The organism is Paraburkholderia elongata (assembly GCF_013177735.1).
GTDB lineage: Bacteria > Pseudomonadota > Gammaproteobacteria > Burkholderiales > Burkholderiaceae > Paraburkholderia > Paraburkholderia elongata.
The window spans coordinates 64,081-87,147 of record NZ_WOEZ01000191.1; the positions used below are offsets into that span (position 1 = coordinate 64,081).

Genomic DNA, 23,067 nt, shown 5'->3' on the forward strand with positions numbered 1-23,067 from the left:
TCATCCGCGCGCAGTCGCGGCTGCGTCAATCAAAAAAAAGGACATCGTGCATCTGACGACAACACTCGCGCCGTGGTCATCCCACGACACTCAACTAATCTTGTCGTGCGTGCTCGGGCTCGCACTGATCATCGTTTTCATTAGCGTGCTGAAGCTCGCGCCGTTTCTGTCGATTCTGGTCGGCACGTTCGCGGCGGGCTTTTCGGCCGGTCTGCCGCTGGAAGCGGTGGCCAGCGCATTCAGCAAAGGCGCGGGTGCGTTGCTCGGGGACGTCGGCATCATCATCGCGCTTGGGGCGATGCTCGGTGCGCTGATGGCGGAATCAGGCGCGGCCGATCGGCTCGTCTCGACCATCCTCAAACATTCCACGCCACGCACGCTGCCGTGGATGATGGCGCTGGTGGCGATCATCGTCGGCTTGCCGCTTTTCTTTGAAGTCGGTCTGGTGATGATGGTGCCGATCATCTTCGTGATGGCGCGCCGCTCGCAGCAGCCGATCCTGCGTATTGCGATTCCCGCGCTCGCCGGCATGACCACGCTGCACGCACTGCTGCCGCCGCATCCGGGTCCGCTGATCGCGGTGAGCGCGTTGCATGCCGATCTCGGGCTGACGCTCGGTCTTGGCCTGATCGTCGCGATTCCGGCGGTCATTCTCGCTGGCCCGGTCTACGGCATCTGGTTGTCGAAACGGATGCACGTGGTCGAGCCGGAAGAAATGGGCAATCTGTTCACCGCGCATCAAAACACCGGCGAGCCGCCGAGTTTTGCGATCTCGCTCATCACGATCCTGTTGCCGGTCGTGCTGATGCTGGGCCGCACAGTTGCCAAACTTCTGCTTCATCCCGAGACCTTCCTGTTCAACGCACTCAATTTTCTGGGTGAGCCGTTGGTCGCGCTCGGCCTCACCGTGCTGTTCGCGGTGGTGGCGCTAGGCTGGTCGCGTGGCATGGCGCGCGACCGGGTCAGCGGCATTCTGCGCAAGAGCTTGCCGCCGATCGCCGCGCTGCTGCTCATCGGCGCAGGCGGTGGCCTCAAGCAGGCGCTCGTAGTGGCCGGTATCAGCACGACGATCGGCAAGATCGCCATTGGCGCGCACATGCCGCTGATTCTGCTGGCGTGGCTGATCGCCGTCGCGCTGCGGCAGGCCACCGGTTCCGCGACAGTTGCGACCACCACGACCGCCGGTATCGTCGCGCCGGTCGTCGCGGGCCTCAGCACGACGCACAATTCGCTGTTGGCGCTCGCGATCGGCGCCGGTTCCGTGTTCTTTTGCCACGTGAACGATGCGGGCTTCTGGATGGTGCGTGAATACTTCGGGCTGCAATTGAAGCAGACGGTGATGGTCTGGTCGGTGCTGCAGACGATCGCATCCGTCGTCGGCCTCGTATTGACGTTCGCGTTGTGGACCATGTTGACCTGAGCCCGGCATAGGGATCGCAAACGGTGGCAGGAATTGACGCTCGGCTGTCAATTCCGCACGGCCCTGTCCGCTTACACTGCTTCGGCATAGGCGAGGTGCAGTCCCGCCCCTCGCTCCCCTGTCCACGCGGAGCCACCATGCTTGAACTGAGACCGTCCTGCGAAGGATGCGGCAAATCACTGCCGCCGAACGCGCCCGACGCAATGATCTGCACGTACGAATGCACCTTCTGCGAAGTGTGTGCGCTCAGCGCGTTGCGCAATGTGTGTCCCAACTGCGGCGGCAATTTCCAGCATCGGCCGATCCGCACTCGTGCGCAGTTGGCCAAACATCCGGCTCGCGCCGAAGCGCATCCCGTCTCCATCGATGAAGCGTCGCACGCCAGCTTCTTCGAGCGCTACCGGAACACGCCGCCCGGCGAGCGCTAAACAAGCCACGAGCTGAGGGTGGCGTTCAATACGCCGCTCTCAGCTGCAGCCCACGAGGGCACCCCTCGACGGCACCGTTCAAGCCCAGACGCCACTTCAATCGTCGCTGCCGTCCGCTTCCGGCGACGCAATCCCGCTCACCGTACGCGCCGCCACGCGCAGCAGGCGAATCTGTTTGCGGTAGTTGCGGCAGCCGCTGCAAGTCGGCAGATGCAGCCGGATCGCGACCCATTCACCGATCGTCAAAGGGCGGTCGAGCGCGTCCGACAACAGGCGCGTGATGTTCTTACACTTCCCCATTCGCATCCTCTCTGGATAGGCCCTTTTCGCTCAGGCAAGTGCGCAAGCGCAGCCGCGCGCGGTAGATCAGCACGCTGCAGTGATTGGCGGTCATCTGCAGTTCGGCGCAGATCGCTTCGGTTTCGAGATCGAGGAATTCGCGCATCATGAACACGCGCCCGATGTGCTCGGGCAGGTGTTCCAGACACATCTCGAACAAGGTCCAGAATTGCTGCTGACGCAGCGCGGTTTCCGGCGTCGGCCAAGGTTGCGGCTTGGCCTCGCGCGACCAGTGGCCGTTGTCCTTGAAGAGCTCGCGATCGAGCAGCGCTTCGCCGTCGATTTCGGATTCGAGCGCCGACAGGTTCACCGTGCGCTGCCGGGCGCGCAAGGTGTCGACCAGCTTGTGCCGCAGGATGCCGAACACCCACGTCTTGTGCTCCGATTGCGCGGCAAACCGGTCGGCTTGCGTCCAGGCGGCGGCCAAGGCTTCCTGGACGGCGTCTTCGGCGGCAGCGGCATCGCGTAGTTGCAAACGGGCGAAGCGCAACAGGTCGCGCCGCAGTTGCGTCAGATAGACGGGATCGTCGAGCGCCGGCCCGCTTACTTGCGCCATGGCACGCTCCGTCGCCGCGCTCGCGGTTGCCGCACGTTTTCTTCTGAATCGTTGTGGTTCATAGGCGGGTGGGTCTGCTCGCGCAGTTCTTGGATGTGTGCGCCATTCTCCCGCACGTTCCAGCGCAAGCGAATCGGTATTGAACATGTGCCCGCCAGCAAGTGATGACCTGATCACCTTAGTCGTGCCGCAACGGGCTTTATGACAGCGAAAAACATTATTGCGCAAAATGAAATCAATGCTGCGGTGGTGAGCGCTTAACCATAAGCGCATGGGCAAGACGTGCCGTTAGGCACGTCTCAAACCTGCCCCAAATACACCCGCGGATTATTTCACTACTTGAAAAAATGTCTTCTCGTCTTCGGTATTTTTATGCGGGCACTGAATCGCTATTCTTCAGTCCATCGATCGCACCAGATCGCAAACGAAATGCTGAAGAGGAGTCGCACCATGAAACGCATTCTTACCGCTCTGATCGCTTCCGTCGCCCTGTTTGCTGCTGCTTCGGGCGCAGCTGAGGCGGCTGCACCGGCCCAATGCAACGGCCCGGCATCGTACTGCAACGTGTTCTTCGGCAACTAATCGTTTGGTGGACGCAGCCGGATCCCTGTCCAGCGCGAGTCTGCTGAGGAGACAGGTTCTCGAAAGTCAAAAAAGGGCGCCGAAAACGGCGCCCTTTTTGCATTTAAACCAGCACGTTTGACGCGCGTGTAGGGCATCGGCAGAAGATGGCCGCAGGCCCACTCCGTCGGCATGCGAGCGTCATGACACAGAAAGCGGTACACAATACGCGACACGCCGAAGCAACACCCGCGCCCGGCGCGCAAATGCGCCTAATGCTCGCTCTTCTAACGTGTTACAGTGGGTCAACAGCTTGCAGTTCTCCTGCGCGTCTCACGCAGTCCCTCAGGCATCCGCCTCTCATCACAGTGCCCTGAATCGAACGGGGTCCTTTCCTTCTACTTCGCTTCGCGGTGTCGTCGGCGTGGCCAGACAGAAGCGGCCGCTCTTTACGCGCATTGTCGATCAACACCGTGTTTCGCTGAAACGCCGCGACTCGCCCGGCGTCACGCCGCACTTACGGCGACACGTTGCATGCGAGATCCTTCACCGGAGACGAGCACCATGAGCAATACGATCAGAAGCTACCGGGGCCTGGAGATTTATCCGCTGGTTTATCCGCACCAGCCGCGCTCTCCCGATGGCGCCCGCCACTACGATGCGGGCTTCGACGCCGCCGTGCGAATCTGCCGGCGCGGCACCGACGACACCTTGACCAGCAGCCGCGTATTTCGCGTGCCGAGCCGTTCTCCGTTTGGCGCGGCCGGCGACGCGCGCATTGCATCAGCGAGTTACGCGGAACGGGTGATCGACGGCATGGTTGCCGGCCAGTCGATCGCCGGGCTTTGATATGGGCGCACCAATGGCAAGTCACGTTTCCAGGCGCTCGCAGGGCGCGAATTCCACGCCGCTAACTGGCCGCGCTAACTATCAGGTCGCCGCATCGTCGCGCCGGACCTCCAGCGGGACGGTGCCGACGCTGAAAGTGATCCGGTTGAGCGACGAGCGCGTGATCTATCCCTTTCAGGGCCACGCGGACATGCCGTTTTTTGAAAATGCCGAGGCGGCTCAACTGTTTGCCGAGACGTATGGCTGGCAGCTTGTGGATGGCGACATCGCTGTCCCGGAATGACAGCGAACCAGGTTCATTTGCCTCAAATCGTCCTAAGCCGAAAGCATGCTTGATTGACAAGGCAAAAGTACTAGTTATCCACAAGGTTATTCAGTAAATCTGTGGATAACTTTGGGTGCCGCCGGGTTATCCCCCGGTAGCAGTGTCGAGGTCGGGTCCTGCGTAGCCAGAAGTGGCCCTTTTTATACTCGCCGCAGCCATCCCGTGCGGCTTTTGCCTATGATGGACAGTTCGTACCCTTTTGCGCGTCAAGCGCCTCACCTTAAGGAAGCGAACGTGGCCTATCACATCGCGGTCGTTGTCGGCAGCCTGCGCCGCGCGTCGTTCAACCGCCAGTTGGCGCAAGCCGTGATTTCACTCGCGCCCGCGGAAGCGCCGCCTTTGCCACGATCTCACGGCACGCCGGCGCTGCCACTGCGTCCGCCTATACGTGGTGGTCGTGGTGATGCCCCGTCACCCTTTCCCAGCCATGACGCACGGCGAGCTTGAAGCGCTCCCACGTGCTGTCCGGCGAGGTGGTTTCCCAGTGACGCCGGGCTTCCGGTTCGACGTCGTCCCACTGCTTGTCGCGATAACGCGCGTCCTGACCGATCTCCGCGCCGTAGCGGTAGGCCGGCACGTAATCTTCGTAGCGCGCGTTCTCGGCAGCGTATTGCTCGTCGTAGTGCGTGCGGAAATCCTCTTCGTATTCCAGATACTCGTTCGGAATCTGGTCGCCTGAACCCGCGGTCGGCTGCCGCGTTTCGGGGACGACTTCCGACGGCTGCAAGATCGCACCCGAGCCCGGCATCGAAGCGGCAGCGATCGCGGTACGTCCCGCATCGCCGACCAGCGGGTTGGTGACGGGCTCGTTGAGCGGGTCGCGCATCGGCCGCTCAGCCGGCGGCGGCGGGACGAACGGCTCGGCGTCGGTGCCCATGAGCGGCGGCGGATAGCCTGGATCAGCCGGCGTTGCAGGCCGCGTGGTCGAACCCGGCGTCGCCTCGCGGGGCGTCCCTACGCCGGGCGTGGTCACGCTCGATGTATGCGGCGTGCCGAGCGTCACTGCGCCGATGCCGAGTTCGTCGAGTATCGAATGATCGCGGCTCGATTCCCGCGCCGTGTCCCAACCGGGCGAGCGTTCGCCGATGTCGGTCGCGCCCAGTCTCTTCAAGGTATTGCGAGCGAGTTCCGCGTGCGATTCGCTCGCCGCGTTCACGCAGACCAGCACGGCGCCGCGGCGCACGGCTTCGGCGTAGCGGGCCGTCTCCGCCGCGCGGGGGCCGGTCGCAAACAGACTCGAGAGAAAGCGCTCGATATTGGCGAGCACGCCGGCACTGGCAACCTCGTCAGTTGCGGAGCCGACGGAGGGTTCTGGATTCGCCTGCAACTCGATCGTTTCGCGTGCAAAACCGGTCTGCACAAGCGTGTCGCGCGCGGCTTCCGCTTGAGAATAGGTGTCGAATAAACCAATCACAGTGTGTCGCATGGCTGTCTCCCGACGGTTCTAGGTGGAACAGACGGCGCAAGAGCGCGTCGGCCTCCTCCCTGAAAACACCGCAACGATCATGCCGGGCCCGGCACGATATGCCTTCACGCCCGCTGCTGGCCGTCTGCGCCGATCGGGTTCCGTAGAAGCCGCGGCATACCGCTGCTGCGCTTTTACAACCGCCGGTAATTGGCGGCGATGCTGACAAGGCAGGCTTTAGCCGGCCGGATGCGCGGCCGCAGCCGGATCGGCGCCCGTATGCGCCAGATCGCGCTGGATGGCTTGCAGGAGCGTTTCCAGCAACGCGATATCAAAAGGTTTAGACAGCACCCGCACGTCCACGTGCCGCGCACGGTCGAGTTCTTCCGCGTAGCCGGTGACCAGAATGACCGGCAACCTGGTGTCGAAAGCCAGTACGGCTTCGGCCAGGTCGATGCCGTTCATCGTGCCGGGCATGTGGATGTCCGACAGCACCAGATCGAACGGCAGCGGCTCGCCGGTGCGCGCTTGCCTCGCGTGGGCGTCGTCGAACAGGCGCAGCGCGGTATCGGCGTTGAACACGCACGTGACCTGGTGGCCCATCATCTGCAACAGGGCTTCCGTGCCGGCGGCGACTTCATCGTTGTCCTCGACCAGCAGGATGCGCAAGCCGTGCGGCGCGCCGCTTTCCTCGACGCCCGGCTCCGCCGGCAATTCGGCCTCGGGCGCGCCCGTGGCACGCGGCAGATAGAGTCGCACCGAGGTGCCTGCGCCGATTGCGCTGTCGATCGCGGCGAGCCCGCCGGAGCGTTCGCAGAAAGCGAAAACTTGCGGCAGCCCGAGACCCGTGCCCATGCCTTTGGGCTTCGTCGTGAAAAGCGGTTCGAAGGCACGCGCGAGCACGTCAGGCGGCATGCCGCCGCCGGTGTCTTCAAGCGACAGTTGCACGAAGTCGCCGGTCAGCGGAAAGCCTTCCTCGCGGCGGAAGTTGATATTGGCGGCTCGAACCGTGAAGCGGCCGCCGTTGGGCATGGCGTCGCGCGCGTTCACGGCGACGTTGATCAGCGACAGTTCGAGCTCGGCGACGTCGACACGCATGGGCCAGATATCGACGCCGATGTCCATCACCAGCGAAATCTTCGCGCCGAGCGACGCGCGCAGCAGTTCGCGGCATGCCGGCAACCAGCGCTCGAGCGCGAGCGTCTCGTTGCGCAACGGTTGCTTGCGCGCGACGCCGAGCAATTGCCGGGTGAGTGACTGGCCGCTCTTGAGCGCCCGCTCCATCGCCGACAACTCGCGGTCGAGCCCCGGCGTGCCGCGCCGCCGGGCGATCTGCACGTTGGCCGAGACGATCATAAGCAGGTTGTTGAAATCGTGCGCCACGCTGCCGACCAGATTGCCGAGTGCCTCCATCTTGCGCGACTGGCGATACGCGGATTCGATCGAGCGGCGCATCGAGGCCTCGGCCTGCCAGCGCTCCCACGCTTCCTCTTCGGCGCCAAGGCGGCGCAGCGACAGCCAGATCACGCACCACAGTACGATGGAAGGCGTGAACATCGACAGGATCAGCACGCTTAGATGCCGGTACCACGCGGCCCAGATCGCCGAGGTGCGATAGCCGCACGACACGTACACCGGATAGGCGCCGATGCGCCGGAATGCGAGGATCACATTGTCGCCGTCGATGTCGGAATGCATCCGTACGACGCCGGCTCGCCGCCCTTGTGTCAGCGCTTCGGCCAGCGGCGAAGTCGGCGCCATGAGCACAGGCTCGCGCGGGCGGCGCGGATAGTGCGCAAGGATCGCGCCGTCGGTGCGCAGCAGGCTCATGGTCATCGGCGTGCTGTCGCTGCCGCCGAGCAATTCCCGGTAGAACGCGTCGAAATAGCTGGGCCGCAGTGCCACCGAGACGACCCCGGCAAACGAGCCGTCGGCGGCGAGGCGCTCCATGCCCATGTTGAACACCTGCTCGCCCACGACATGTCCCGCCATCACCTTTGAAACATGCTCGAGGCCCTTGCCGTCGCGAATGCCGATGAAATCGTCGCGATCGGAAATCGACAACACCGGCGCGGGATAGAAACGGCTGGTGGCGAGCAGATCGCCCTCACGGCCGAAAATCGAGACGGCCGCGACCTGAGGGTAACCGCCGCCCATGGTGCGCAGCTTCTCGTGAATCTCGCCTTCTTTGGCGCGAATGCCGTTGTCGTCCAGACCTTGCGTCAGATCGACGATGCGCGCGTCCAGCGTCTCGTTCATGTCGAACACTTTCAGTGCGTGTTCTTCCGCCACGCGCACGGTGCGCAGCGTCACGTCGGTCGCGTCGGCCATGCGCGCGCGCAGGTCGCTGAACGCCATCGCCGCGATGTACACGCACGGCAGCACGATGGCTGCGATCAACAGCGCGATCAGCGTGATGCGCCGGATGTGGAAATTCTGTTCCGGCACGGCTGGGAAGCGCGCCTCGTCCTGGCGGCTAGCGGGAAGGCGGCTCGCTTCGGGCGGGTCGAACCGTTCTGATGTCATGGTCGATAACGCTAAGGTCGTTCGGGACGAAAGGGCCGGAAGCCGGGTTCATGCAAAAAGCATAGACGTGTAGCGGCGATACTCGTTACTGTGACAAATGGTCGGCTCCTGATTTGTCTGCCGTTTGAATCAGTGACAAATCGAGAAGCGCAAACGTACACAAAAGTATAAATGTAAAAGAAATCCTTCCGGATCTACCAAAATATTTTCAAAAATAGTGCTTAATGGGAAAATCTATTTAACCAATGCGAGATTGACGTATTGCCTTTCCGCCGTTTTGCTTCGAAAATCGACACCATCATAAATAATGTGTCCGCTATGTTCGGATGCATTTGCCGCGAGGGCCGCCAGACAACGCGCACAACGCGTGACGGCAGGCGTTCGCGGAAACACGCGCGGCAAGGGGACCAGCCCGATCCATGAAGCCGCGCGGATTCATCTACGGGGTAGGCTTCGAACATGCCGGTCATCGCCGTCGTCCACCGTGCTCGCACGCATCCATGCGCGCCCACGGGATCCGTCAAAAGCGCATCGCTGCGCGCTCTCCCCGCTCGTTTGCCTCGTTTGCAAGCTACATTCTCGCAAGCTTCTGCCCGCTTTACTGCTGGTCGACAGACCGCGCGCTAAAGAAACCGACTCTACCCGCCGTTAACGCGCAAGAGCTAATTTCGCTTACCGACCTGCCCATGTCTTTGCCTATTGTGATCGCCGATGATTCGTTGCTTGCCCGCAAGGTGCTCACCAAGGCATTGCCGCCGGACTGGGATGTCGACGTGTCCTACGCGACGAACGGGCGCGAAGCGCTCGGCCTGTATCGCGAAGGCAAAGCGTCGGTGATGTTCCTCGACCTGACGATGCCGGACATGACCGGCTATCAGGTGCTGGAAGCCTTGCAGCATGAGGACCTGAACACCTTCGTCATCGTCGTCTCTGCCGATGTTCAGCCGATGGCCCAGGCGCGCGTGCGCACGCTCGGCGCTGCCGCATTCATCGCCAAGCCCGTGACGCCCGAGGCGGTACTGCCCATCCTCAAGGAGTACGGGTTGTATGTCTGAGCCAGTCCTCAACGAAGACCGGCGCGACGCGCTACAGGAGGTCGCCAATCTGGCGATGGGCCAGGCTGCGACGCGTCTCGCGCGTCTGCTCGATGCGTTCATCGAATTGTCGGTGCCGCGCGTGAAGGTGGTGGCGGTGAGCGAGGCGGCACAGGCGCTGCGCGAGATGACCGGGATCGAGGACACGGTGAGCGCAGTGCGCCAGGGTTTTCGCTCCGACATCAAGGGCGAAGCGCTGGTGATCTGCCGCAGCGACAGCATCGACCAGTTGTGTGCGCTCGTGAGCGATCCGTATTCGCGCTCGAGCTACGAGGCGGTGAGCCAGAATGAACTCGTGTTCGACGTCGCGAACGTGCTGACGGGCGCGTGTGTCTCGTGCATTCTCGACCAGCTCGGCCGCACGCCCGTCTTCTCCGCGCCGGGCCTGCTCGGCGAAGCGATGACGCTCGACGAAGTGTTCCAGCCCGGCTTGCTGCAATGGGAAGTCGCGCTGCTGGTCGAAGTCAATTTCGCGCTCGAGGACCAGAGCTTTCGCGCGCACCTCGTGATGCTAATGGCCGAAGAGTCGATTCGCCATATGAACGAGGCGCTCGACGAACTGTTGTCCAGCCTATGAACGTGCCCGTGGACTCATTGAGCGATCTGGTTGTCGAACGTGTCGGTTTCGGCATCTTCGTGCTCGATCGCAATATGAAGGTGCTCATGTGGAATCGCTTCATGCAGGATCACAGCGGCTTGTCGCCGGAACAGATTGTCGGCAAATCGCTCTTCACGCATTTTCCGGAACTGCCGCGCGTGTGGCTGTCGCGCAAGATCGAAAGCGTGTTTCAGCTCGGCAGTTTCGCGTTCAGTTCGTGGGAGCAGCGCCCGTATCTCTTCAAGTTCGATCATGACCGGCCGATTACCGGCGGCGTCGATTTCATGCAGCAGGACTGCACGTTCATGCCGCTCATGCGCGATCGCGAAGTGGTGGCCGTGTGCGTGACCATCTCCGACGTCACGCATGTCAGCATCGTGCAGCGCGAGCGTGAAGAGGCGGTTGCCAAGCTGCAGGAATACGCGGACCGCGACGGTTTGACGGGCATCGCCAACCGGCGGTACTTCGAAGCGCGCCTGCGCGACGAGTACACGCGCTGGCAGCGCTACGGCGGCGAGATGTCCGTGCTGCTGTTCGATCTCGATCACTTCAAGAAAATCAACGACCAGTTCGGCCACGGCGTCGGCGATACGGTGCTGCGCGTGATGGCGCAGCGGGTCGCCGAGGTGGTGCGGGCGCAAGATACCTTCGGGCGCTTCGGTGGAGAGGAGTTTGCCTTGCTGTTGCCGTGCACGCCGCTCGAAGACGCCATGCGGGTCGCGGAAAAGATCCGCTGCACGATCGCCGATACGCCGGTCGAAGTGCAGGGCACGAGCGTGCCGGTGACGGCGAGCGTAGGCGGTGCGGCGGCGCGCGTGGGCGTGCCGGCGTACGACGTGCTCATCAACGAAGCCGACGCTGCGTTGTATAGCGCGAAGCGGCAGGGACGCAACCGCTCGGTGGCTTTTACCTGAATGCGGCTCGCCGAGGCCCTCCTTCCGGCCCCTTATTCACCCCCAAAACTGCGTCATCTCACAAACGTTGTTATACTTTTCGCCGTTTCCGGCATCCCAGCCGGGTGTTTCGCGCGTGTCCGCGCGCGCGGGCCGCTTGCCCTGCGGGTAAGCATTAAAACTTCTTGAACGCCTTTCAGCGGGCGCCTCCAGCGGAGATCGTCTTGGCTGTTTCCAATCTTGTCGTGGACGATACAGAAATCGACGCCGCTGCCGCCACGTCCGGCAGCTCGTTTTATCTCGCCATGCGCATCCTGCCGGCTGCGCAGCGCGACGCGATGTATCAGGTCTACGCCTTCTGCCGCGCCGTCGACGATATCGCCGACAGCGACATGCCGCGCGCCGAACGCGCTGCCGCGCTCGAGAGCTGGCGCGCCGACATCGACGCGTGCTACGCCGGCGCACCGCGCGCTTCCTTGCGCGCGCTGACGCGGCACATTCATACGTTTCACCTGCAACGCGAAGATTTTCACGCGATGATCGACGGCATGGCGATGGACGCCGCCGCCGACATCTGCGCGCCCGACGAAGGCACGCTCGACCTGTACTGCGACCGGGTCGCCAGTGCGGCGGGCCGCCTATCGGTGAGGATATTCGGGATGCAGGAAGAGTCGGGCCGGCTGCTGGCGCACCATCTGGGCCGCGCGCTGCAACTGACCAACATCCTGCGCGATATCGACGAAGACGCCGGTATCAACCGCTGCTACCTGCCGCACGAATTGCTCGCGCGCGAAGGCATCGCCGTGACGAACCCGACGCAGATCGCCGACGATCCGTCGCTGCCGCGCGTCTGCGCCACGCTCGCCGAGCGGGCCAAGGAACACTTCGCCGCCTCCGACGCGATCATGGACCGCGAGCAGCGCAACCACGTGCGGGCACCGCGCATCATGTCGGGCGTCTATCGCGTGCTGCTCGAACGCACGCTCGATCGCGGTTTCGACATTCCGCGGACGAAGGTCAGCAAGCCGAAACTGCGCCTGCTGTGGATCGTCGCGCGTTACGCGCTCTTCTGAGCTGATGCCGAAGCTCATCCATGTGATCGGCGCCGGCCTCGCCGGCCTGGCCGCGGCAGTGCAATTGCAGCGCCGCGGCGCACAAGTCGTGCTGCATGAAGCGGGGCCCCAGGCGGGTGGCCGTTGCCGTTCGTATTACGACCCCAAGCTGGGCGCGACCATCGACAGCGGCAATCACATGGTGCTGTCGGGCAATTTCGCCACGCTCAACTATTTGCGCGCGATCGGCGCCGCCGACGAGCTGGCCGGTCCGGCCCAGCCCGAGTATCCGTTCGTGGATCTGGCGACGCGGGCGCGCTGGACCGTGCGCATGTCGCCGGGCCGTCTGCCTTGGTGGATCTTCGATGCGAACGCGCGCGTGCCGAATACCGGCCCAAGCGACTATCTGGCGCTCGGGCCGCTGCTGTTCGCCAAGCCCGGGCGCAGTGTGGCGCAGACCATGCGCTGCAATGGCCCGTTGTGGGACCGCCTGTTGCGGCCGCTGTTTCTCGCAATGCTCAATGTCGAGCCGCGTGAAGCGTCGGCGGAGCTGACGAGCGTGATGGTCAGAGAGACGCTGGTCGCCGGCGGTCTGGCGTGCCGGCCTCTGGTGGCGAAGAACGGTCTGGGCAGCGCCTTTGTCGACCCGGCGCTACGTCTGTTACAGCATGGCGGCGCGGCAATCCGGCTCGAGTCGCGGCTGAAGGACATGGTGTTTGCCGATAGCGGCCCCGGTCGTGTCTCGGCACTGAATTTCGCGGACGAAAGCATCGCGATCGATGCCAACCAGGCCGTGGTGCTCGCGGTGCCGCCGGACATTGCACAGACGCTCGTGCCCGGCTTGCGCTCGCCGAATCGCTGCGCGGCGACCGTCAACGTGCATTTCGCGGTCGAGCCGCCGTTCGGTATGGCGCCGATCACGGGGCTGCTCAATGCGACGGCCGATTGGCTGTTCGCCTTCGAGGGCCGCGTGTCGGTCACGATCAACGCTGCTGAGCGCCTGCTCGACACACCGCACGAAGCGCTCGCGAAAACCATCTGGGCCGAAGTGGCTCAGGCCGTCAATTTGCCAGCCGAGCCAATGCCGGCCTGGCAGGTCGTGATGGACAAACGTGCGACATTTGCCGCCTTGCCGGATCAGGAAACGCTGCGCCCCGGCACGCGCACTCGCTGGAACAACTTGATGCTCGCGGGCGACTGGACGGCCACCGGCCTGCCCGCGACGATTGAAGGCGCGATCCGCTCCGGCCAGAAGGCCGCGGACACGCTGCTGAATCAACCGATGGAACGCCGATGACCGACTTATCTCAAGCCCAGCCGCTGGACGCCGTCCTGCCTGAATTCGCCGATGCGGCGCCGACTGTGCTAAACGCGGTGCCGAACGCTGCGCCGCAAGCGGCCGCAACGCCGCTCGACGCCGCGATCACGCGCGCCACCGACGCGATCCTCGCCGCGCAGAAGCCAGACGGCCGCTGGGTCTACGAACTCGAAGCCGACGCGACGATTCCCGCCGAATATGTGCTCCTCGTCCACTATCTCGGCGAAACGCCGAACCTGGAACTGGAACAGAAGATCGCCGGCTATCTGCGCCGCATCCAGTTGGCGGACGGCGGCTGGCCGCTCTTCACCGACGGCGCGCTCGACATCAGCGCCAGCGTGAAGGCGTACTTCGCACTGAAAATGATCGGCGACTCGCCGGATGCCGAGCACATGGTCCGCGCGCGCGAAGCGATTCTGGCGAACGGCGGCGCGGAAACGGTGAACGTGTTCACGCGGATTCTGCTCGCGCTGTTCGGCGTGGTGTCGTGGCGTGCCGTGCCGATGATGCCCGTGGAAATCATGCTGCTGCCCCAGTGGTTCCCGTTCCATCTGTCGAAGGTGTCATACTGGGCGCGTACCGTGATCGTGCCGTTGCTGGTGCTGAACGCGAAGCGGCCGGTGGCGCGCAATCCCCGTCGTGTGCGTATCGATGAGCTGTTCCGCGGCGCGCCGGTCAATACCGGCATGCGCGACCGGGCGCCGCATCAGCACCTCGGCTGGTTCCGCTTCTTCCGCGGCGTGGACGTGATGCTGCGCATGATCGACGGCCTGTTCCCGAAGGCGACGCGCGAACGTTCGGTGCGCGAGGCGGTGCGCTTTGTCGACGAACGGCTGAATGGCGAAGACGGCCTCGGCGCGATTTTCCCGGCGATGGCCAACTCGGTGATGATGTACGACGTGCTCGGCTATCCGGCCGATCATCCGAACCGCGCGATCGCCCGTCAGTCGATCGAAAAGCTGCTCGTCATCAAGGATGACGAAGCATATTGCCAGCCGTGCCTTTCACCGGTGTGGGACACCTCGCTCGCGGCGCACGCGCTGCTCGAGACCGGCGAAACGCATGCCGAGCAAGCGGCTGAGCGCGGGCTCGCATGGCTGCGTCCGCTGCAGATTCTCGACGTGCGCGGCGACTGGATCTCGCGCCGTGCGAACGTGCGTCCTGGCGGCTGGGCATTCCAGTACAACAATGCGCACTATCCGGACGTCGACGATACGGCGGTGGTGGTGATGGCGATGCAACGCTCGGCAGCGCTGACGCAATCGGATGTCGATCGCGAAGCCATTGCGCGGGCGCGCGAATGGGTGGTCGGCATGCAAAGCAGCGACGGCGGCTGGGGCGCGTTCGAACCGGAAAACACGCAGTACTACCTGAACAACATCCCGTTCTCCGATCACGGTGCATTGCTCGATCCGCCGACCGCGGATGTGTCGGGCCGCTGCCTGTCGATGCTCGCGCAACTCGGCGAATTTCCGCAGGGCAGCGAGCCGGCGCAGCGCGCGTTCGATTACATGCTGAAGGAGCAGGAATCGGACGGCAGCTGGTACGGGCGTTGGGGCCTGAACTACATCTACGGCACGTGGACCGCGCTGTGTTCGCTGAACGCCGCGGGTCTGCCGCACGACGACCCGCGCATGAAGCGCGGAGCACAGTGGCTTCTGTCGATCCAGAACGAAGACGGCGGCTGGGGCGAGGGCGGCGAGAGCTACAAGCTCGACTATCGCGGCTACGAGCGCGCGCGGAGCACGGCTTCGCAAACCGCATGGGCGCTGATGGGCCTGATGGCGGCGGGCGAGGTGAATCACGAGGCGGTGGCGCGTGGCGTTGAGTATTTGCAGCGCGAACAGCGCGAGCACGGCCTGTGGGACGAAACGCGCTTCACGGCGACCGGTTTTCCGCGCGTGTTCTATCTGCGTTATCACGGCTATCGCAAGTTCTTCCCGTTGTGGGCGTTGGCTCGCTTCCGTCACCTGAAACGCAACGGGCTGACGCGCGTCGCGGTCGGGATGTAACGGATGGCGCTTTCGACAACGCCGGTAGCCGACGCCGGTCGCAGCACCTTGCCGGTGATCGTGGTGACGGGGATGGCGTTTGAAGCGCGCATCGCGCGTGGTAAGGGTGTTGAGGTGGTTTATGCGGCGCGCGCCGATCTGCTGGAGCGGGCGTTGAGCGCGGCGGTTGCGCGGGGCTGCTCGGGGATTGTCAGTTTTGGTACCGCGGGTGGGTTGGCGCCTGACTTGGCGCCGGGGGCGCTGATCGTTGCGGAGGCTGTCGAGGGGCCGTTTGGGCGACTTGAGACTGATCGGGCATGGGCTGATAGGTTCGCCGCTGCGTTGTCGACCGGGCCGCTGGCGGCGCGTCTGCGGCGTGGGCTTATGGCTGCTGTGACTGCGCCGTTGGTCAGCGCGGACGACAAGCGTGTGCTGCATCGCTCTACGGGTGCTTTGGCTGTGGATATGGAATCGCATATTGCCGGTGCGGCGGCCGCTGCGCATGGGGTGCCGTTTGCGGTGTGTCGGGCGATTGTTGATCCGGCCTGGCGGACGTTGCCTTCTGCTGCTACCGCTGGTTTGCGGGATGATGGGACTACGGCGTTGGGGCCGATTTTGCGGGAGTTGTTGCGGCAGCCGGCGCAGTTGGGCGCGCTGATTCAGGTTGCTGTTGATGCGCGGGCGGCGCGAATTTCGTTAGTGCAGGCACGGCATGCTATGGGGGAGGCGGGGGTTTTGCGGTTGGGTGTTGCCTAAGGTTTTGGCCTTTCCTTGAATTGATATTGGATTATTAGCGTTCGCCCCTGTGCGGGGCAGGCACTTACTTTCTTTGCCGCCGCAAAGAAAGATAAGCAAAGAAAGCGGCTCACACCGCTAATTCTTAAGCGGGTCCCCTGGCTTGGAGGGGGTAGTGGTGCATCTGGAATCTGTGCCCTCGCACATTCGGCGTCAGTGACAAGGGAGTCATACTTCCGGCGGCGCTTCGCGCGCCGAAGCGCACTTCATGAAACCGCCTGCTTCGCTCAGACACACTATCCGTATTAAGTCCCACCGCTTCCGGTTGCCGCTCGTGTGGCTCCGGTGCGCGCAGTGTTCCTGGCTGTATCAGCAAACTTCAGGGCTGACGTCAGCCATCATCGGCCTCGCCGTTCCGCACGCTAATTTCCTAGCCCGGTATTCGGAGCGCCTCGGCACGCTTTGCGCGCGCCGGGGCGTCTGACTCCAACCCCTTATTGGGTCGCTGGCACTGCTTCCTGCGGGTTTTTGTCAGTCGGCGCGGTTTGCTGGGTCGACGGCGGTGTCATTGTGCCCGACGCGGCAGCAGGCGCCGCAGCCGGGGCGCTCGGCGTCTCGCCTGGATCCGTGTAGTTCGGTACGCCCGCCGGAGCGCCTGTGGCGCTGCCTGAGGCCGCGTTCGGGGCTTCGGGTGCGTCGCCGGGGTCCGCGTAGTTCGGTAAGCCTGCCGCGGCGCCCGAGGCGCCCTTGGCGGGCGCCGCGGCACCCGAGTCGTCCTGGTCTTCGTAGTTCGGGAGCGGTGCGGCGTTCTCGCCGGTGCCGCGCAGGCGCGCTTTACGCTGTTGGGTATAGGCGTCGCGAACGAATGAATACTTGTCCAGCGCGGCCTGTTGCAGCAGGTCGGTCGCGCCCAGCAAGTCTGAACGCACGCTCACGAACTGCAACACGTACAGCGGATTGCGCACCGCCGGCTCAATGTAGTTCAGCGGGTTGAACTTCACGTCCACCACCAAACCCATGCTGTCACGCACCGTGCTCGGGCCGAATAGTGGCAAGACAAGGTAGGGGCCCGACGGGACGCCCCAGTGGCCCAGCGTCAAACCGAAGTCCTGGTGGTGCTTCGGCAGGCCGGCCGGCGTCGCCCAGTCAAGCAGGCCGCCAAGTCCAAAGGTCGAGTTGAACGCGAAGCGCACGAGGTCTTCGGTCGCGTCCGTGATCTTCAGCTGCAACAGGTTGTTGGCGGCGTTGGTCAGGTCGCCCAGATTCGAGAAGAAGTTGCTCACCGCCGTGCGCAACGGTTGCGGCGTCACTTTCTGGTAACCCTTGGCGACCGGAACGGCGATGAAGCGGTCCACGCCGTCATTGAAACTGAAAATCGCGCGGTTCGCCGGCTCGAACGGGTCGCCCGGTTTGCGGTCGGGGCCGGTCGCGCAGCCAGAGATCAGGCCGGTGGCGGCCAGCGCTAGCACGGTGGTTCGCAGCTTCATACTTATTTTCCTTTGTGCTTCGCGCGACGTTGGCGCGGCTTGCCCATCAGTACGGGTTGGAACACCACCGCGCCGATCAGCGTGCAAAACAACGAGAGTGCCAGCAAGCGTCCCATACTCGACGTCCCCGGATGGTGCGACAGCCAGAGGCTGCCGAACGCCGTCGCCGTGGTCGCCGCGCTGAACAACACGGCATGCGTGAGGCTCGACTGTAAAAGGCTGGTCTGGCCGTGGCGCCACGCCATGACAAAGTAGATCTTGAATGCTACGCCGACGCCCAGCATCAGCGGCAACGCAATGATGTTCGCGAAGTTCAGCGGCATGCCGAACACCACGCACAACTCCAACGTTACCAGCGCCGACACCATGAGCGGAACCAGGGTGCGCAGCATATCGCCGAGCCGCCTCAGCGCAACCCACAGCAGGATCGCAATCGACAGCAAGGCCCAGCCGGCGGCCTGCAGGAACGCCTTGATGATCGTGTCCGCGGAATTCAGGATCGAAATCGGGCCGCCGATCGCGTCCGGCTCCGCTCTCTTCACCGAGTGGACGAAGCGGGCGAGCATCGCGTCGTCGTTCGGATCCGTGCCGGGTTTGACCTTCGGCGCGATGTCGACGAGCGCGCGGCCGTCCTTCGAGACCCAACTCGTGGTGATCTCCTTGGGCAGGTTGTCGCGAGTAATCTCGGTCGGCTGCAGTAGATCCGCCAGTTGCTTCAGCGCAATGCGCAGCGGCTCGGACATCGCGGTTTCGGCGCGGTCGCGCGTGGTGGCGTCGGCGGCGGCCAGCTTTTGCAGTGTCGTGGACAGATGCTTGGCTTCGGCGGCGCCCGGACCCGGGTGGTCGTCGGCGGCGAGCGAGAGCTGGTTCGACGCGCGCTTCAACGCGGCAACGCGCACCGCGTCCGTGGCTTGAGGCGCGGGCTGCTGCTGCAGCGCGGGCAAGAGTTGCTGCGCTGCACTTGCAATCAGCATCAGTTTTTGCTGCTGCTCGGTCGGAATGAAGGTGTCCAGCGTGGTCACGCGGCCCACTTCAGGCAGCGCGCGCAGACGCGCGGCCTTCTGGTCCGCGTCGGCAAGCGTTGGCGCCAGCACATTCACATTGTTGACCGCCGCTTCCGGCGAATCCTTCAGCGAGAGCAGCGTCGCCATCGATTCCGTATGCGGGTCCTTCAGATGCAGCGGGTTGAAGTCGAAGCGCAAATGCGTGAGCAACGGCGTAGCGCCGATCACGACAATGAGCGTTCCGATCAGCACCGGTTTGCGGTGACGATCGAGGAAATCGTCGACGGGCGCGAGCTGTTTGAAGCCAGGCGAAACGGTTTCAACCGGAGGATTGAAGACCTTCAGCAGCGCCGGCAGCAGCGACATGTTGGTGAAATACGCGACGAACATGCCGACGCCGGCGATCTCGCCCAATTCCGACACGCCGCGGTAAGCCGTCGGCAGGAACGAGAAGAAGCTCAGCGCGACCGCCGCGGCAGCGAGCGTCAGCGGCACGCCGATACTGTGCGCGGTATGCATGAGGGCGGCGGAAAGACGGGTGTCGCGATTGCGTTCCTCACGATATTTGACGCCGAACTGCACGCCGAAATCGACCCCGAGCCCGACGAACAGCACCATGAAGGCGACTGAAATCATGTTGAGCGCACCGACCATCAGCAGGCCGAGCGCCGCGGTGATCGCGAGCCCGGCGAACAGCGTGATGAACACGGCGACGATCATGCGGCCCGAACGCAGCGCCAGCCACAGAATGACCAGCACGACAATGAAGGTGCCGATGCCGTTGAGCACGGCGCCGTCCTGGACCGACGCGAATTCTTCGTCCGCGAGAGGCTGTTCGCCGGTCAGGCGGACCGTGGCGCCATAGCGCGTATCGAGGTGCAGCGCGGCGGCGGTGTCGCGGATCGCTTTCGACGCGCTCGCACCCGGCTCCAGCGCGTCGTAGTTCACGACCGGTTGCACCGTGACGAAGGCGCGCGCCGGGTCCGTGGCGGCGCTCTTATCGACCAGCGCGCGCCACGAGAACGCTGCCGGCTGGCCGGCCAGCACGCGATCGAACGTGGTTGCGCTTTGCGACAGCAAATGACTCATGTCGGCCAGCTTCACCTGACCGAGTTGCAACGGCAGCAGCAGGCTCGTGGTGAGCGTGCCGGCGAGGCCGGTCAGGCTCGGGTCGTGCGCGAGGGCATTGACGAGCGGGCGTGACTGGACGAGCTGCGAGGTGGTCGAGAGGACCTCATCGGTCGACGGGAACAGCAGGCCATTGTGTTCGAAGAACGGGCCGCCGGCGGGCTGCGAGACCGCGACGAACTCCTTCGAATCGGCCTTGAGCGCGGCTGTCAGGGCGTTGGCGGCGGCATCGGCAAACTCCGGAGCGCGGGCTTCGACCACCACCAGCACGGTTTGACCGCGATCGGGGAAGGCCTTGTCCATGGCATGTTCGAGCGACGACCATTGCTTGTCGGTTTCGACGAGACGGCTGATATCCGTGTTGATCTTGAAGTTATGGACGACGTAGATGCTGCTCAAAACGGCAAGCACGAGCGACAGGGCGATGGTCCGTAGCGGATGGCGCACCGAAGAGGCGACGAGACGGACAATAGATGACTTCAGCATGTAGGCGGAGGTGGCCTTATCACGGAGCGTGTTTTTGACGAAAGTGCATAAGTATACAGAGCCGGAGCGACTCGGCTCCACTTCGGTAACAAGGCCGGCTTCCGGGCGGCGCGACTGGGGCGGGAACGCAATATCGGTATACTGGTCTATCCTGCTTTCGCTACGGGCTCGCGAGCCTGCCGGCGCTTACTTCTTTGGGTTTAGGCGAGCGTATGAAACGTTATCTGTCTGCTTTTCTGGCTGCGGCTGTGGTGTCCACTGCGGCATATGCGCAAAGCGCGCCTGATGCGTTGGTGAAGAGTGCCGTGGAAGGCACGGTTGCCGCGATGAAGGCCGATCCGCAGGCGCGCGGTGGCGACATGGCGAAGATTACCGAACTGGTTCAAACGCGATTTGTGCCGGCTACCGATTTTCAGCGGACCACGCGGATCGCGGTAGGGAAGGCGTGGAGTACGGCGACCCCTGACCAGCAGAAGCAGCTGTATGAGCAGTTTACGCTGCTGCTGGTGCGCACCTACGCCTCGTCGCTGTCGCAGTTGCGCGATCAGGACGTGAAATTCAAATTTCTACCGGCCAACGTGCCGGCCGGCTCCAAGGATGTGGTCGTGCAGTCGCACGTGATCAGCAATGGCGGCGATGATGCCATCGATTACCGGCTGACCAAGGGCGCCAACGGTTGGAAGATTTACGACATCAACATGATGGGTGCCTGGCTGATTCAGGTTTATCAGACGCAGTTTGCCGATCAGATTTCCAAAGGCGGCGTTGACGGCTTGATCAAGTTCCTGACTGCGCATAACGCACGAAGCGCGGGCTGAAGTAACAACGCAAAAAGAAAAAGCGCGGTGGCAATCAGGCCCAGCCCCTCACTTAGTGTGTTGTTAGGGGCCTTGTCGTACAAGGCTGATTCGATGCCGAGGACCGCTCGGTCCAACCCGCGAAGCCCCTACGTTCGTTGCAAACGCTGAGCCGGTGCCCAATCAACAGCAGCCTTCCTCGCCCCGCCGCACGGGGACTTTGCCGGGTTACGGGCGCAGAGAAATATTTTCGAAATAAGAAGAGCCCCGCCAATCCAAGACTGGCGGGGCTCAGCGTTAAATCAACTGTCCAGCAACAACACGCCAAGTGAGGGGCTGGGCAATCAGGCCACCGCGCTTTTTTGCAATGTACACATCATGGGGCGGACGAAACCACCGCAAGCCGCCCCAGCAACAGCTTAGTGCGCGGAAGCGGAAGCCGCCGTCTGCACCTTCTTGCCCTTACCCGCGCGCCCAATTTCTTCGAGCTTGATCTCGACGTGCCGCGAGAACACGTACTCAGCCGGACGCTGCTTATCCAAAGCAATATCCTTGGTAAAGGCACCGGAAGTCTTCGGGCCGCGCAGGCTGACCTTCAACGCCTTCAACGGATGCGCAACCGTATCCATCACGGCAGTCGCTTCGAAGCCGCAGTGCACCATGCAATCCGCGCACTTTTCATAGTTACCGGTACCGTACTTTTCCCACTCCGTAGTTTCCATCAGTTCCTTGAAGGTCTTCACGTAGCCTTCGCCGACCAGATAGCACGGCTTCTGCCAGCCGAACACCGTACGCGCCGGGTTGCCCCAAGGCGTGCACTCGTACGTCTGATTACCGGCGAGGAAGTCCAGGAACATTGCCGACTGGCTGAACGACCAGTTCTTGCCATTGTTGCCGCGCTTGAAAATCTCGCGGAACAGATGCTTGGTCTTGTCGCGGTTCAGGAAGTGCTGCTGATCCGGCGCGCGCTCATACGCATAACCCGGCGAGACGGTGATGCCGTCCACACCCATCGGGCCGAGCGTGTCGAAGAACGCAGCAACGCGTTCCGGCACGGCGTCGTTGAACAAAGTGCAGTTGATGTTCACGCGGAAACCACGGCGCTTCGCTTCCTTGATGGCGGCGACAGCCTTGTCGTACACGCCTTCCTGCGACACCGAGTGATCGTGCGCCTGCTGGTCGCCGTCCAGGTGAACCGACCAGACGAAATACGGATTCGGCTCGTAGTCGTCCATTTTCTTTTCCATCAGCAACGCATTCGTGCACAGGTACACGAACTTCTTGCGCGCGATGATGCCCTTCACGATCTGCGGCATTTCCTTGTGCAGGAGCGGCTCGCCGCCTGCGATCGACACAACCGGTGCGCCGCATTCGTCGACTGCACCAAGGCATTCTTCAAGCGACAGACGCTGATTCAGGATGGGATCCGGATAATCGATCTTGCCGCAGCCATTGCAGGCAAGATTGCAGCGGAACAGCGGCTCCAGCATCAACGCGAGCGGGTAGCGCTTGTTGCGCGAAAGGTGCTGACGCATGATGTATGCGCCAACCCGGACTTTCTGTAGCAGCGGAATAGACAAGACGTCCTCCTTAAACTTCGCGTGCAGCGAGTGGTTGCATCAGTTTCGATGGCAACTTGAATTCGACTTTTTCTTCACGGCCCGCCATCGTCGTGACATCGACGGGCCCCAATGCGCGCAGCGCATCGATTACGTTCTTCACCATCTCTTCCGGTGCCGAAGCACCGGCCGTGATGCCGACAGTCTGCACGTTTGCAAACCACTCCGGCTTCACTTCCGAACCGTCGGCGACGAGGTAGCTCGCCACGCCGCTTTCGCTGCCGATCTCGCGCAGCCGGTTCGAGTTCGAACTGTTGGTTGCGCCTACCACCAGCAGCACATCGACCTCTTTGCTCAGTTCGCGCACCGCCGCCTGGCGGTTTTGCGTGGCGTAGCAGATGTCGCGCGTGTCGGGACCGACGATGTCGGTGAAACGGCGCAGCAAGGCGTCGATGATGCCACGTGTGTCGTCGACCGACAGCGTGGTCTGCGTGACGTACGCAAGCGGCGTATCGG

Annotated in this window: 20 protein-coding genes and 2 pseudogenes; 14 read left to right on the forward strand and 8 right to left on the reverse strand. The window is 63.2% G+C overall.

Translation table 11 applies throughout. The annotated features are described in order from the left end of the window. Positions 1-46 precede the first annotated feature (46 nt). Positions 47-1,420, forward strand: coding sequence for a GntT/GntP/DsdX family permease (locus tag GNZ13_RS33715; protein ID WP_172172616.1), 1,374 nt, complete (start codon positions 47-49; stop codon positions 1,418-1,420). A 137-nt stretch (positions 1,421-1,557) separates the two neighbouring features. Beyond that, positions 1,558-1,848: a DUF1272 domain-containing protein gene (locus GNZ13_RS33720; RefSeq protein ID WP_172172618.1), complete on the forward strand. Its 291-nt coding sequence runs from the start codon at positions 1,558-1,560 to the stop codon at positions 1,846-1,848. A 96-nt stretch (positions 1,849-1,944) separates the two neighbouring features. On the opposite strand, the gene GNZ13_RS33725 is transcribed toward GNZ13_RS33720, so the two are convergent. Further along, positions 1,945-2,154 carry a zf-HC2 domain-containing protein gene (locus tag GNZ13_RS33725; protein WP_172172620.1) on the reverse strand — a complete coding sequence of 70 codons (210 nt, stop codon included), beginning with the start codon at positions 2,152-2,154 and terminating at the stop codon, positions 1,945-1,947. Then, positions 2,135-2,743 carry an RNA polymerase factor sigma-70 gene (locus tag GNZ13_RS33730; RefSeq protein WP_172172622.1) on the reverse strand — a complete coding sequence of 203 codons (609 nt, stop codon included), beginning with the start codon at positions 2,741-2,743 and terminating at the stop codon, positions 2,135-2,137. Before GNZ13_RS33730 ends, GNZ13_RS33725 begins: the two co-directional genes overlap by 20 nt. A 450-nt stretch (positions 2,744-3,193) precedes the next feature. Between GNZ13_RS33730 and GNZ13_RS53605 the strand changes: the two genes are divergently transcribed. The 4 genes and pseudogenes from GNZ13_RS53605 to GNZ13_RS53975 all read left to right on the forward strand — a co-directional run. After that, on the forward strand, positions 3,194-3,325 hold the full coding sequence (locus tag GNZ13_RS53605) for a hypothetical protein (protein ID WP_256390494.1): 132 nt from the start codon (positions 3,194-3,196) through the stop codon (positions 3,323-3,325). 543 nt (positions 3,326-3,868) lie between these two features. Beyond that, positions 3,869-4,153: a hypothetical protein gene (locus GNZ13_RS33735; protein WP_172172624.1), complete on the forward strand. Its 285-nt coding sequence runs from the start codon at positions 3,869-3,871 to the stop codon at positions 4,151-4,153. Between the two features lie 13 nt (positions 4,154-4,166). Beyond that, complete coding sequence (locus tag GNZ13_RS33740; protein WP_236002312.1) at positions 4,167-4,436, forward strand: DUF6723 family protein; 270 nt, start codon at positions 4,167-4,169, stop codon at positions 4,434-4,436. A gap of 276 nt (positions 4,437-4,712) precedes the next feature. Then, a pseudogene (locus tag GNZ13_RS53975) lies at positions 4,713-4,808 on the forward strand (NADPH-dependent FMN reductase); the annotation flags it as partial. A gap of 52 nt (positions 4,809-4,860) precedes the next feature. Here GNZ13_RS53975 and GNZ13_RS33745 read toward each other — a convergent pair. Next, the gene (locus tag GNZ13_RS33745) at positions 4,861-5,904 is read right to left on the reverse strand and encodes a hypothetical protein (RefSeq protein ID WP_172172628.1); all 1,044 of its coding nucleotides are present in this window, start codon (positions 5,902-5,904) and stop codon (positions 4,861-4,863) included. Between the two features lie 216 nt (positions 5,905-6,120). Continuing rightward, on the reverse strand, positions 6,121-8,409 hold the full coding sequence (locus GNZ13_RS33750; protein WP_172172630.1) for a hybrid sensor histidine kinase/response regulator: 2,289 nt from the start codon (positions 8,407-8,409) through the stop codon (positions 6,121-6,123). Between the two features lie 686 nt (positions 8,410-9,095). On the opposite strand from GNZ13_RS33750, the gene GNZ13_RS33755 reads away from it, so the two are divergent. The 7 genes from GNZ13_RS33755 to GNZ13_RS33785 all read left to right on the forward strand — a co-directional run bounded on the left by GNZ13_RS33755 (position 9,096) and on the right by GNZ13_RS33785 (position 16,111). Continuing rightward, positions 9,096-9,464: a response regulator gene (locus GNZ13_RS33755; RefSeq protein ID WP_172172632.1), complete on the forward strand. Its 369-nt coding sequence runs from the start codon at positions 9,096-9,098 to the stop codon at positions 9,462-9,464. Next, entirely contained in the window at positions 9,457-10,080 is a 624-nt protein-coding gene (locus tag GNZ13_RS33760) for a chemotaxis protein CheC (protein ID WP_172172634.1), read from the forward strand. Before GNZ13_RS33755 ends, GNZ13_RS33760 begins: the two co-directional genes overlap by 8 nt. Then, complete coding sequence (locus GNZ13_RS33765; protein ID WP_172172636.1) at positions 10,077-11,015, forward strand: sensor domain-containing diguanylate cyclase; 939 nt, start codon at positions 10,077-10,079, stop codon at positions 11,013-11,015. Before GNZ13_RS33760 ends, GNZ13_RS33765 begins: the two co-directional genes overlap by 4 nt. 203 nt (positions 11,016-11,218) lie before the next feature. Continuing rightward, positions 11,219-12,067: a presqualene diphosphate synthase HpnD gene (gene hpnD, locus GNZ13_RS33770; protein WP_172172638.1), complete on the forward strand. Its 849-nt coding sequence runs from the start codon at positions 11,219-11,221 to the stop codon at positions 12,065-12,067. A gap of 4 nt (positions 12,068-12,071) precedes the next feature. Beyond that, positions 12,072-13,343, forward strand: coding sequence for a hydroxysqualene dehydroxylase HpnE (hpnE, locus tag GNZ13_RS33775; protein ID WP_172172640.1), 1,272 nt, complete (start codon positions 12,072-12,074; stop codon positions 13,341-13,343). Beyond that, the gene (shc, locus tag GNZ13_RS33780) at positions 13,340-15,376 is read left to right on the forward strand and encodes a squalene--hopene cyclase (protein WP_172172642.1); all 2,037 of its coding nucleotides are present in this window, start codon (positions 13,340-13,342) and stop codon (positions 15,374-15,376) included. The genes hpnE and shc overlap by 4 nt, the downstream gene beginning before the upstream one ends. A gap of 3 nt (positions 15,377-15,379) precedes the next feature. Then, the gene (locus tag GNZ13_RS33785) at positions 15,380-16,111 is read left to right on the forward strand and encodes a phosphorylase (protein WP_172172644.1); all 732 of its coding nucleotides are present in this window, start codon (positions 15,380-15,382) and stop codon (positions 16,109-16,111) included. Between the two features lie 473 nt (positions 16,112-16,584). On the opposite strand, the gene GNZ13_RS33790 is transcribed toward GNZ13_RS33785, so the two are convergent. Both GNZ13_RS33790 and hpnN read right to left on the reverse strand, forming a co-directional pair. Further along, positions 16,585-17,577, reverse strand: coding sequence for an MlaA family lipoprotein (locus GNZ13_RS33790; RefSeq protein WP_236002313.1), 993 nt, complete (start codon positions 17,575-17,577; stop codon positions 16,585-16,587). A gap of 2 nt (positions 17,578-17,579) precedes the next feature. Next, positions 17,580-20,195, reverse strand: a complete 2,616-nt coding sequence (gene hpnN, locus GNZ13_RS33795; protein WP_172172646.1) for a hopanoid transporter HpnN — start codon at positions 20,193-20,195, stop codon at positions 17,580-17,582. A 212-nt stretch (positions 20,196-20,407) separates the two neighbouring features. On the opposite strand from hpnN, the gene GNZ13_RS33800 reads away from it, so the two are divergent. Continuing rightward, a complete protein-coding gene (locus GNZ13_RS33800; RefSeq protein ID WP_172172648.1) occupies positions 20,408-21,013 on the forward strand; it encodes an MlaC/ttg2D family ABC transporter substrate-binding protein in 606 nt (201 codons plus the stop codon). Positions 21,014-21,411: 398 nt separating this feature from the next. Here the strand turns inward: GNZ13_RS33800 and hpnH are convergent, their stop codons facing one another. Beyond that, on the reverse strand, positions 21,412-22,572 hold the full coding sequence (gene hpnH / locus GNZ13_RS33805) for an adenosyl-hopene transferase HpnH (protein WP_172172650.1): 1,161 nt from the start codon (positions 22,570-22,572) through the stop codon (positions 21,412-21,414). Positions 22,573-22,582: 10 nt separating this feature from the next. After that, positions 22,583-23,067: pseudogene (locus tag GNZ13_RS33810) on the reverse strand (4-hydroxy-3-methylbut-2-enyl diphosphate reductase); the annotation flags it as partial.

What these genes read in the sequence shown, in the direction of transcription:
- GNZ13_RS33720 (WP_172172618.1), top strand. Translation starts at nt 1,558, where the DNA reads ATGCTTGAACTGAGACCGTCCTGCGAAGGATGCGGCAAATCACTGCCG.
- GNZ13_RS33725 (WP_172172620.1), bottom strand. Translation starts at nt 2,154, where the DNA reads ATGCGAATGGGGAAGTGTAAGAACATCACGCGCCTGTTGTCGGACGCG.
- GNZ13_RS33730 (WP_172172622.1), bottom strand. Translation starts at nt 2,743, where the DNA reads ATGGCGCAAGTAAGCGGGCCGGCGCTCGACGATCCCGTCTATCTGACG.
- GNZ13_RS53605 (WP_256390494.1), top strand. Translation starts at nt 3,194, where the DNA reads ATGAAACGCATTCTTACCGCTCTGATCGCTTCCGTCGCCCTGTTTGCT.
- GNZ13_RS33735 (WP_172172624.1), top strand. Translation starts at nt 3,869, where the DNA reads ATGAGCAATACGATCAGAAGCTACCGGGGCCTGGAGATTTATCCGCTG.
- GNZ13_RS33740 (WP_236002312.1), top strand. Translation starts at nt 4,167, where the DNA reads ATGGCAAGTCACGTTTCCAGGCGCTCGCAGGGCGCGAATTCCACGCCG.
- GNZ13_RS33745 (WP_172172628.1), bottom strand. Translation starts at nt 5,904, where the DNA reads ATGCGACACACTGTGATTGGTTTATTCGACACCTATTCTCAAGCGGAA.
- GNZ13_RS33750 (WP_172172630.1), bottom strand. Translation starts at nt 8,409, where the DNA reads ATGACATCAGAACGGTTCGACCCGCCCGAAGCGAGCCGCCTTCCCGCT.
- GNZ13_RS33755 (WP_172172632.1), top strand. Translation starts at nt 9,096, where the DNA reads ATGTCTTTGCCTATTGTGATCGCCGATGATTCGTTGCTTGCCCGCAAG.
- GNZ13_RS33760 (WP_172172634.1), top strand. Translation starts at nt 9,457, where the DNA reads ATGTCTGAGCCAGTCCTCAACGAAGACCGGCGCGACGCGCTACAGGAG.
- GNZ13_RS33765 (WP_172172636.1), top strand. Translation starts at nt 10,077, where the DNA reads ATGAACGTGCCCGTGGACTCATTGAGCGATCTGGTTGTCGAACGTGTC.
- hpnE (WP_172172640.1), top strand. Translation starts at nt 12,072, where the DNA reads ATGCCGAAGCTCATCCATGTGATCGGCGCCGGCCTCGCCGGCCTGGCC.
- shc (WP_172172642.1), top strand. Translation starts at nt 13,340, where the DNA reads ATGACCGACTTATCTCAAGCCCAGCCGCTGGACGCCGTCCTGCCTGAA.
- GNZ13_RS33785 (WP_172172644.1), top strand. Translation starts at nt 15,380, where the DNA reads ATGGCGCTTTCGACAACGCCGGTAGCCGACGCCGGTCGCAGCACCTTG.
- GNZ13_RS33790 (WP_236002313.1), bottom strand. Translation starts at nt 17,577, where the DNA reads ATGAAGCTGCGAACCACCGTGCTAGCGCTGGCCGCCACCGGCCTGATC.
- hpnN (WP_172172646.1), bottom strand. Translation starts at nt 20,195, where the DNA reads ATGCTGAAGTCATCTATTGTCCGTCTCGTCGCCTCTTCGGTGCGCCAT.
- GNZ13_RS33800 (WP_172172648.1), top strand. Translation starts at nt 20,408, where the DNA reads ATGAAACGTTATCTGTCTGCTTTTCTGGCTGCGGCTGTGGTGTCCACT.